A 10040-nucleotide genomic window follows, 5' to 3' on the forward strand; every position below is an offset into this window, starting at 1 on the left:
TGCCCAAGGATCATCCTGTGCAGCCTGCTGGTTACCGCCGCCCCAGCTTCCGCCGGAGTTGCCGCCCTGGTTCCCACCAGGGGCGCCTCCTCCGAAGCCACCGCCGCTGTTGCCGCCGCCGAAGCCGCCCTGGGCGCCGCTTCCGGCGCCCCCAGCGCCGGAGCGCTGGGTGCGGTTGACCTTGGCATTGGCGTAGCGCAGGCTCGGGCCGATTTCATCGACCTCAAGCTCGATTACGGTGCGCTTTTCGCCTTCTTTGGTTTCGTAGGAACGGCTCTTCAGGCGCCCGGTAACAATCACACGCATGCCCTTGGTGAGGGACTCGGCGACGTTCTCGGCCGCTTCACGCCACACAGCGGCGCGGAGGAACAGGGTTTCCCCGTCCTTCCACTCGTTGGACTGGCGATCAAAGGTGCGGGGGGTGGAAGCGATGGTGAAGTTCGCTACTGCCGAACCGGACGGTGTGAACCGCAATTCCGGGTCATTGGTGAGATTACCGATGACCGTAATGGTGGTCTCGCCTGCCATCTACTGCCTCCTTGTTCGATCCTGGGTGAAGAGTGCGTTTCCTGCGGGGTAGAGAATGAAGATTGGGCTGAAATTACTCAGCAACAACCTTCTGCTCTTCGGGGCGGGTGATCTTGGTGCGCATGATGGTCTCGTTGAGAGACAGCTGGCGGTCAAGTTCCTTGGCGGTTTCCGGCTTGGCGGTGAAGTTCACCACGGCGTAGATACCTTCGGACTTCTTCTTGATGTCGTAAGCCAGACGGCGACGGCCCCAGATGTCAACCTTTTCGATGGTTCCACCATCGTTGGTGATGACGTTCAGGAACTTCTGAAGCGACGGCTCAACGGTACGCTCTTCGACCTCGGGGTCGATGATTACCATCAATTCGTAAGGACGCATATGTGAACCCACCTCCTTTGGGCTAAGCGGTTACGGCATTTCCGTAACAGGAGGTTCATTTGCGATGCCATGCCATGCCCCGCCGCCGGAACGGAGGCAGGACGCAGCACAGACTTCAATATCTTAGTGCATTTGGACCGGATAGGCGATTCGCGCTTGACTCAAGGCTATGGGCCATGATCGCCCAGCCGCGAGGTTGAATGCGGCTATGTGGAAAAGCTGCCCCTTGTCCAGGCCTCAGCCGCCGCGGAATCGCTTCAAAGCTATGGAACCGTCCGGAAAAACAGCTCTGTCACAGCCGCCAGCATGCGGGGATCCTCCACCCCGCACAGCTCCCGGGCGGAGTGCATGGAAAGCAGCGGAATGCCTACGTCCACTGTCCTGATCCCCAGGCGCGTGGCAGTCAGCGGGCCAATGGTCGAGCCGCAGGGGATTGCGTTGTTGGACACGAATTCCTGATACGGCACGCGGGCATCGCCGCACAACCGGGCCCAAAAAGCTGCCCCGTTGGCGTCCGTGGCGTAACGCTGGTTGGCGTTGATCTTCAGCAGCGGGCCGCCGTTGAGTACAGGGTGGTTCGCGGGGTCGTGCCGCTCCGCATAGTTGGGGTGGACGGCGTGCCCGGCGTCCGCCGAGACACAGAACGATGCCGCCAGCGCCTGCCGGTGCTGGCCCGCCGTGGCACCCAGGCCGTCAGAGATGCGCACCAGCACATCCTCAAGGATGGGCCCGCAGGCCCCGGATCGGGAGTTGGAGCCGATCTCCTCGTGATCGAAGGCAGCAAGTACGGCGATCGGCCCACCCCCGGCGCCACTACCAACAGAAGAAGCATGCGCCATCAGCGCCACCAGCCCCGCATGGGTGGCCGAAAGGTTATCCAGCCGCCCGGACGCGAAGAACTCCCCGTTGCCCCCGAAAACGGCAGGTGTCTGCGTATCTGCGATGACCACGTCGTACCCGCCAATCCGGGCAGGGTCCACGGAAGCGTCCGGAACATGGGAAGCCAGCACCGCAAGCAGGTCAAAATCCCCTGAATTCCCGAGCCCCCATACCGGATTCATGTGCCGCTGCTTGTCCAGCGTCAGGCCATCATTCACGGTGCGGTCCAGATGGATGGCCAGTTGCGGGAAGCGAACCATGGGCCCGGTGGCCGTCAGGTGCTCGGTACCGTCCAGCATGAGCAGCCGCCCGGCCAGCTGCAGCTCCCGGTCCAGCCAGGAGTTCAGCAGCGGCCCGCCGTACACCTCCACGCCCGCCTGCAGCCAGCCATGCGCGCTTATGGTCGGCTTCGGCTTGAGCTTGAAGGACGGCGAATCAGTGTGCGCCCCGAGGATATTGAACCCGGTGGTGGGTCCGGCGCCCTCGGGGACCACCCAGGCGATCAGCGCGCCGTCGCGGATGATGAAGAAGGAACCGGTGCCGCCCTCCCAGGGCTCCAGCTCATCCAGCCGGACAAACCCGGCATCCAGCAGCCGGCGGCCCGCTTCGTGCACGGCGTGAAAGCTCGACGGCGACGCGCTGACGTAGTCGCCAAGTTCCTGGATGTGGTCGGCAGCTGAGGCTGAAGAAGGCATGCTCCCGAGTCTAGAGGGTGACGTTGAGCCCCGCCGTGTAGCCTGCCGCGGCCGATCCGGTCATGGTGGCGAGCTGGTAGATGCCGCCGTCATTCCTGAACACGCTGTCCGACTGCAGGGTAGTGCGGCCCATGGTGCGCCTGCTCGCCTCGTAGCCCGGGGAGGCATAAACGTCGTCGCATGACGCCTTGGTGAGTGCAATCTGCGAAACGGCCAGCACCTGCCCGGCCGCCGTCGCGTTGTTCATGGACTTGAACACCTCGAAGTGGATGTGCGGCCAGCGCCCGGAGTAAGCGCCGGGGAAAACTGACGTAAAGGTAGCCTGGCCATTCGCGTCCGCTTCCTGGACGCCGCGCAGGTAGTTTTCGTTGGCAAGTTCCGGGTCGTACATCGAGTACTTGCCCTCCCGGTCGCAGTGCCACGCATAGACGGCCGCACCGGCCAGCGGGACACAGCCGTTGGCATTGTCCAGCAGCGTCAAGGTGAAGGTCAGCGGCACCCCTTCGGCCTTGGCGGTCCCCGTCCCAAAGCTGGATGCGATGTCCTGCCGCACTACTCCCGAGGCTTCCAGCAGGTTGGGGCCGTTCGAGCCGTCGCCCGGAAACGGCCCGGCCGTTTCCCGCGGAATTTCCACGCCGCACTCGGCAATGGCCCGGGTCAGGGTGGGTTCCGGCGACCCGGGCACAGCAGCACCGCCCGAAGCTGCGGTTGCCGGGGCGGCAGACGACGTCGCAGGGCCGGCACTGGGGGTCGGCCCGCCAGGGGTGCAGGCAGCCAAGGCAGCGGCGGTGCCGCCTGCCCCGAAGAACATGCCCAGCGACCGGCGGCTGATGATGGTCCACAGGTCGAATTCGAGCCCGCGGTCGTGGTTCGGGTGGGGGACATGGTTGTTCATGCCACTATCCAACCGCCCCGCCCCCCGCCTGCATAGGGTTTCCTGCCCGAGCCTTCGTCAGTAGTCCGGGTTGCTGGGAACCACAAGGCCGGTTTCATACGCGTACACCACTGCCTGGACGCGGTCGCGGAGGTGGAGTTTGGTGAGGATGCGCCGCACGTGCGTCTTCACCGTGGCCTCGGACAGGAAATACCGGTGGGCAATCTCCGCATTGGACAGACCCTCGGCCATGGCCTGCAGCATTTCCGTTTCCCTGGGCGTCAGGTCGGCCAGGAGCGGATCGGGCCCAGGAGCCGCCGGCACCGGCTTGGCCGTACCCCGGACGTAGGTTTCCAGCAACCGCTGGGTGATCCTGGGTGCCACTACCGCGTCGCCGCTGGCCACCACGCGTACGGCGCTGATCAGTTCGGACGGCGCGGCGTCCTTCAGCAGGAACGCGGACGCGCCCGCCTGGAGGCCCGCGAAGGCATATTCATCCACATCAAAGGTGGTCAGGATGATAATCCTGCAGCAGGCTCCGGATTCCGCGATGGCACGCGTCGCCTCGATGCCGTCCAGCACGGGCATCCGCACGTCCATCAACACCACATCGGGGTTCAGTTCCCGCACTTGGCGGACGGCCTCGGCGCCGTTGGAAGCTTCGCCCACGATCCGCAGGTCGTCCTCGCCCTCGAGGATGAGCCGGAAACCCATGCGGAGCAGCGGCTGGTCATCCACCAGCAGGATGGTTATGGCCTGATTATTGGTCATGCTTTGCCTTGGAGTTCGTAGTTGATGAGGGACCCGTAAACATCATCGCCAGGCCAGGTAAGGACGGCATGCACGCGCCAGCCCCGTCCGCTGCGGCCGGCTTCCACCGTTCCGGCATAGATCCGGGCCCGCTCAGCCATTCCGGCGATTCCCTGGCCACTGCCATAGGAGCCGTGTCCCGGGGCGGGGGCCGCGCCGTCGCCAGGGGCGGGATGCCCCGGAACTCCTGCCCCGTCGTCGAGCACGTCGATGGTGACTGTTGAACCAGTGCGGACAACCGAGACGTCCACCCGCCCCAGGGAACGGCCGTAGCGGAGCACGTTGGTCAGTGATTCCTGGACAATCCGGTACACGGTGAGCTGGAAGGCGGCATCGTCGGGCAGCGCCGGACCGGTGTGGGAGTAGTGCAGGGGCAAGCCCGCGGTGCGGAACCCCTCCAGCAAATTGGACAGGTTGTCGCCCGAAGCCAGCGGCAGCGGCGACGCCGCTGCCTCCGCATCATCCCGAAGGACACCCAGGACGCGCCGCATGTCAGCGAGGGCGGTCCGCCCAGTCCGGGACAATTCACCAAGCACCTCGCCGGCGCGCTCCGGACTTTTCCGGACCACGACGGATGCACCATCCGACAAACTGATCATCACCGTAAGGGAGTGGGCAACGACGTCGTGCATCTCCCGGGCGATCCGGTTCCGTTCGTTCACCGACGCGAGCTGGGCAGTCCGGGCAGCCCACGCGGCCACTTCCTGTTCGTGTTCCCGCCGCTGCCGGACCGAGATGCCGATGCCCGTGGCAATGACATTGGACAGGGTGATGGTGGCCCCGGTGGCGATGCTCGTCAGCAGGTGGAAGTCGCCCGGGTTGACTCCGGTGTCGTGGACGAAGGAGTTCTCCATCGGGCCCACGGCGGCCAGCAGGTAAAGGAGGGCCAGGGGCGCTGTGGCCACCGCCATGGTGATAAGCGCGAAGCGGCGGGTGTGGGCCACTGCCACGGCGTACAGCGAGAACCAGAGGCCGGCCGACGCATTGGAACCCCACGGATGCAGCAGTGTTACTGCCACCTCCGCCACTGCCACAAAGGCCACAAGGCCCACCGGGTAGAAACGGCGGAGGAACAGCGCCCCCGCCACCGCCACCAGCAGGCCGATGGCGAGCCAGTTGCCGGACCTCGTGGCGTCCACCACCGTCGGCGCCACCAGCAGGCTGTAGCTGATGGCCACCACGCCGTCCATCACCAAGGGATGCCGGTGCAGGTAGCGGCGGATGCGCCCCCTGCGCCTGGCGGTGAGCTCGGCAAGGGACGCGTCGGCCTGTCCGGCCGGCGCGTCCTTTCCAACTGCCGTTTCTGTCATGGTCCTGGTTCTTGGTCCCCGTTCAGACGTCGCGTTTCTTCAAGACGATCATTGCCGGGATCAGGAACAACAGCACGTAGCCCAGGAAAATCAGGCCGCCGTGCCAGGGATCGATCACGCCGTCCATGTGGCCGATGGAGAGAAAGCGTCCGCCGGCCTCGCTCGGAATGTACTGCGGAACGTACTTCCAGAATTCACCGGGGATAAGGGTCATGAATCCCGCGGCGATGGAGAGGACAAAGAACATGGCCACCAGCACAGTGATGCCGCCCGCGGAGTTGCGCAGCAGCGTCCCCAGGGAAAGGCCGATCAAGGCAACCCCGGCCACATAGAGGCCGCCGGTGAAGATGCTGTAAAGCACGCCGTCAGTGGACCAGTCCAGGTCGAACCCCATGCCCTGGAACACCGGCATGGCGATCAGGAAGGTTGTTGCTCCGGCAATGGTGGTGATCACGTAGGAAATGACCGCTAGGATGATCGCTTTGGCCACAAAGGCGGGCGTGCGGCGAGGTACGGCGTTCATCGTGGAACGGATCATTCCGGTGGCGTATTCGGAGGACATAAAAAGCACCGCCAGTGATCCGAGGATCAGGATTCCTATCTGCAGGCCTGCGTTGGGCAGGTTGTAGAGGTCGAAGCCGGAGCCCGGAGGAAAGGACGCCTCGAGCATTTCGGGCGTCATCGTCTGGCCTTGCTCCCTGGCGCTCCGGATCATCTCTTCCAGGTAGGTGTAGCGGATCAGGACGGTCAACGCGCCAACACCGACGATGGCCGCCAGCGTCAGCAGCAGCAGGATGCGGGTGGACATCAGCGACCAAAGCTTGATCCATTCGGACCGCAGGACGCCGCCAAAGGTCACGCCCCGTGATCCCGCAGAGGACCGGGTGGGGGCGGAACGGGTTTCAGTCATGGTGCTCATCGTCCTTACTTTCCTGCCGCTGCGGGTGCGGCCGCTGCGGGTCCGCCCGTCAGGTGCGAGTGGTATTCGACTTCGTCCTTGGTGAGGTCGAAGTACGCGTCTTCAAGGGAGGACATCTGCGGGGTCAGCTCGTACAGCAGGATGCCGTTGTCCAATGCCGCCTGCGCGATCCGGCGCGAATCCATCCCCATTACCTCAAGGGTTTCGGGCTCGCTTTGGTCCACGGTGACGCCGTCCCCTGCCAGGAGGGCAGAGAGTCGCAGGGCTTCGCTGGTGCGGACCAGGGTCCTGGCCTGCCGCGTTCCGGCGATGATCTCCTTGACCGGTGCATCGGCAATAATCCGTCCACGGCCAATAACGATCAGGTGGTCAGCGGTCTGCGCCATTTCGCTCATGAGGTGCGAGGACAGGAAGACGGTTTTGCCCTGGTTGGCGAGGTACCGGACCAGGTTGCGGACCCACAGGACGCCCTCCGGGTCCAGGCCGTTGACGGGCTCGTCCAGGATGAGCGTCTGGGGATCTCCCAGAAGCGCGGCGGCGATTCCCAGCCGTTGGCCCATGCCGAGCGAGAAACCGCCGGCCTTCTTGCGGGCCACCGCCTCCAGACCGGTCATCTCGATGACCTCATGGACCCTGGTGTTGGGAATGCCGTGGGTGGCGGCCATGGCCAACAGGTGGTTGTAGGCGCTGCGGCTGGTGTGCACGGCTTTGGCGTCCAGGAGTGCACCCACCTCGTGCAGCGGTGCTTTGTGGTGTGCGTACGGCAGGCCGTTCACGGTGACGGAGCCCGACGTTGGCCGGTCCAAACCCATGATCATGCGCATCGTTGTGGATTTACCGGCGCCGTTCGGGCCCAGGAAGCCCGTGACCAGCCCTGCTTGGACGGTGAAACTGACCCCTGCCACGGCGGTTTTTCCGCCGTAAACCTTGGTCAGGCCTTGTGCCTCAATCATTAGTTGTTCCTTCAGACGGCAGCAGATGGCTGCGGCAGATGTTTTGGGACGCTTGCGTATCCACCACGCTACCGATGCGATGCCCTGTTTTCGCCGGTCTCAGGGATGATTCAGGGGTAATCCGGGGTAGTCCCCCTGGATGATCCGACGTCACGGCATGTTCCCTCAGGGGAACGCACCCTCAGGGGAAGCGGCCGTCAAAGGAAGGCTCCGTCAGGGGAAGGCCCTGTCAGGGGCGGGGGGAGTAGTAGGCAAGGGCCCGGGGCCGCACCCTGTACTCAACGCTGCGGACTCCAGCCAGTGCCTCGCCGTCGACGGCCAGCACCATCGGGGATCCACCAGCTTCGATGCGCACCTCCCTTGCCTCCGACAAATGGGTGATGCGTGAGGTGGGTACCGTGCCCGTCAGCACGGACCAGAGCAGCCGCAACCGGGCGAAGGACTCGTCTGCCGTGATCATGCGGACGTCCAGAACGCCATCGTCCATCACCGGCCGCAGCAACGGGGCATGGTCCCGGGGGTAGTACCGGCCCCGTCCCACATAAGCGATCCACACCTTGTGCAGCCTGCCGTCCACCCTCAGGGTGGTGGGGGTGCCGGCAGCAAACGTGCGGAACATGGCCACCACTCCGGCGAGGGGCTTTCCGAGTGCCGGCTGCAACTGTTCACGCCGCCGCACGAAGTCGGGATACAGGCCGACACTGGAGGTGTTGAGCATTGTCACTTCCGCCTTTTCGGGCTTCCCGGCCAAGCCTCGCTCAACCGTCACGGTCCCGACGTCGGCCAGGGCGGCGTCGCCTTTCGACGCCGCTGCCAGGGCGTCCTTGAGGCTCCCCGTTCCTGCGTCGCGGGCGAAGTGGTTGATGGTTCCGCCGGGCAGGACTAGAAGCGGGATCGACCGCTTGATGGCTGCCGCGGCCGCCGCACCCACCGTTCCGTCGCCGCCCCAGACACCCAGTGCACGGGTCCCGGGACGATCAGACGCCTCGTTGATTGCGCCTAGCAGGTGGTCCCCGGGCTGCACCGTCCTTATATACGCCTCGGGGAATACCTGCCGAAGGGCGGCTGCTGTCTCCTTGGTGAAGGAGCCGCCTAAAGTGTTCACCACGATTGCCAGCCCTTCCCCCTCGGGCAGTCGTGGCGCCGTGGTCCAGGTCCTCGCAGTCTGCGGGAACGGGGGGCCTACGGGCCACCACCGCCTGGTGACAAGGGCCGCACCGGCACCGATCGCCGAACCGAACACCACGTCCGAGGGCCAGTGCGCCCCTGTGTGGACCCGCGAGTATGCCACTCCCAGCGCTGCCGGGGCCAGTGCGGCGCCCAGGGAAGGCTTGACCAGGCCTGTCCCTACTGCGAAGGCCACAGCTGACGCCGAATGGCCGGACGGCATGGATGAACTTTTCGGTTGCGGATGCACGAACCGGAACACGGGAAGGTGTTCCGGGAGCGGGCGGGCACGGGGCAGCAGGGTCTTGAAGACTCCGTTGGTGACGGCGGAGGCCACTGCCTGCGCTATAAGTCCGTGAAGTGCGGCGCGGCGCGGCCTGCCCGGGATAGTGGCCAGGACGGCCGCAATGGCCATCCACAGTTTTCCGTGGTTTGCAGATGCTGACAGCTGGCGGAAGAAGTCATCATGGTTTCCGCCTGGCAGCTTCGAGACATGCCGTACAAGGTATCTGTCCGTCCGGCTGATCGACTGGTGGCCCCGGCGCCATTTCCTGTGCATGCCCTCACCCTACCGCCGCCGCGGAGATGCCGGGCTCCCGGCAGACCTTACTTGAGCTTTAGCGGCCTGGCTGCGCCGGCAAGAAGGAGCGCGAGGAGGATGGGCGCCAGGATCGCCAGCAGCGCAAGGTGGATTCCCGTGAGGTCGCCCAGGTACCCGAGCAGCGGTGGACCGGCCAGGAACGAGGTGTATCCGAGTGTGGAGACAACAGAAACCCTTGCTGCTGCATGCTGGGGGTCGTCGGCGGCAGCGGACATTCCCATCGGGAAGGCCAGTGCCGCTCCTATACCCCAGAGCGCCGCGCCCACGGCCGCGAGCCACACGTTGCCTGCAAGCACGAAGAGGCAAAGACCGGCGGCCGCCGCTGCCATGCTGGCACGGAGGACGGCAACCCGGCCGTGTTTGTCGATGACGCGTCCGCCCAGGAAACGCATCGCTGTCATGGCCAGGACAAAGAGGGCGAACATCAAGGCACCGGTGGACTCGGAGGTGCCGAGGCCGTCAACTGACGCCTTGGCGATCCAGTCATTGCCCGCACCCTCGGTCAGGGTAGCCCCAAGGACAACGACACCAATGAGCAGCGTCCTGCTGTCCCGCCAGGCGGACGGGCCCTTGGAAGGCTTGGCCTCGCCCTTGGCCAGTGTTGGTGCCGGGATGTGAGGAAGGAAGTAGCGGGGAGCAATCATCGTTACCAGCAGCACGATGCCCACAATGACCAGCAGGTGCACCGGCAGGCCGACTCCCAGATTCGAAAGGCCTGCTCCGATCAAGGCGCCCAGGAAGGCTCCGCCACTGAACGCAGCATGGAACTGGGGCATGATGGTCCGCCGAAGCTTGTGTTCGACGTCGGCCCCTTCGAGGTTTTGGGACACATCCCAGAGCCCGATGGCGATGCCAAAAAAGAACAGGGCGACAGCTGTACCCGGAATGGAGGCGATGGAAAGGGACAGGGCTATTCCCGCCCCGG

10 protein-coding genes are annotated in these 10040 nt (G+C 65.0%); all 10 read right to left on the reverse strand.

Annotated features, from left to right (window positions below):
* The coding region (locus AC5RWX_RS26015) for a single-stranded DNA-binding protein (protein WP_494099169.1) at nt 1-528 on the reverse strand (528 nt) is incomplete at its 3' end.
* 73 nt (nt 529-601) lie between these two features.
* Nucleotides 602-907 (reverse strand): 30S ribosomal protein S6, encoded by a 306-nt coding sequence (gene rpsF, locus AC5RWX_RS26020; RefSeq protein ID WP_015939036.1) that lies wholly within the window; start codon nt 905-907, stop codon nt 602-604.
* Nucleotides 908-1170: 263 nt separating this feature from the next.
* Entirely contained in the window at nt 1171-2481 is a 1311-nt protein-coding gene (locus AC5RWX_RS26025; protein WP_494099170.1) for a M18 family aminopeptidase, read from the reverse strand.
* A 10-nt stretch (nt 2482-2491) separates the two neighbouring features.
* On the reverse strand, nt 2492-3376 hold the full coding sequence (locus AC5RWX_RS26030; RefSeq protein ID WP_494099171.1) for an intradiol ring-cleavage dioxygenase: 885 nt from the start codon (nt 3374-3376) through the stop codon (nt 2492-2494).
* A gap of 57 nt (nt 3377-3433) precedes the next feature.
* The gene (locus tag AC5RWX_RS26035; protein WP_494099172.1) at nt 3434-4126 is read right to left on the reverse strand and encodes a response regulator; all 693 of its coding nucleotides are present in this window, start codon (nt 4124-4126) and stop codon (nt 3434-3436) included.
* Complete coding sequence (locus tag AC5RWX_RS26040) at nt 4123-5475, reverse strand: sensor histidine kinase (RefSeq protein WP_494099173.1); 1353 nt, start codon at nt 5473-5475, stop codon at nt 4123-4125. Before AC5RWX_RS26040 ends, AC5RWX_RS26035 begins: the two co-directional genes overlap by 4 nt.
* Before the next feature lie 22 nt (nt 5476-5497).
* On the reverse strand, nt 5498-6394 hold the full coding sequence (locus AC5RWX_RS26045) for an ABC transporter permease (RefSeq protein WP_494099174.1): 897 nt from the start codon (nt 6392-6394) through the stop codon (nt 5498-5500).
* Between the two features lie 5 nt (nt 6395-6399).
* Complete coding sequence (locus tag AC5RWX_RS26050; protein ID WP_494099175.1) at nt 6400-7347, reverse strand: ABC transporter ATP-binding protein; 948 nt, start codon at nt 7345-7347, stop codon at nt 6400-6402.
* A 229-nt stretch (nt 7348-7576) separates the two neighbouring features.
* The gene (locus tag AC5RWX_RS26055) at nt 7577-9073 is read right to left on the reverse strand and encodes a bifunctional phosphatase PAP2/diacylglycerol kinase family protein (RefSeq protein WP_494099176.1); all 1497 of its coding nucleotides are present in this window, start codon (nt 9071-9073) and stop codon (nt 7577-7579) included.
* A gap of 47 nt (nt 9074-9120) precedes the next feature.
* On the reverse strand, nt 9121-10040 hold a 920-nt coding region (locus AC5RWX_RS26060), incomplete at its 5' end, for an MFS transporter (RefSeq protein WP_494099177.1).

The organism is Arthrobacter sp. SPT-J7, assembly GCF_059089965.1.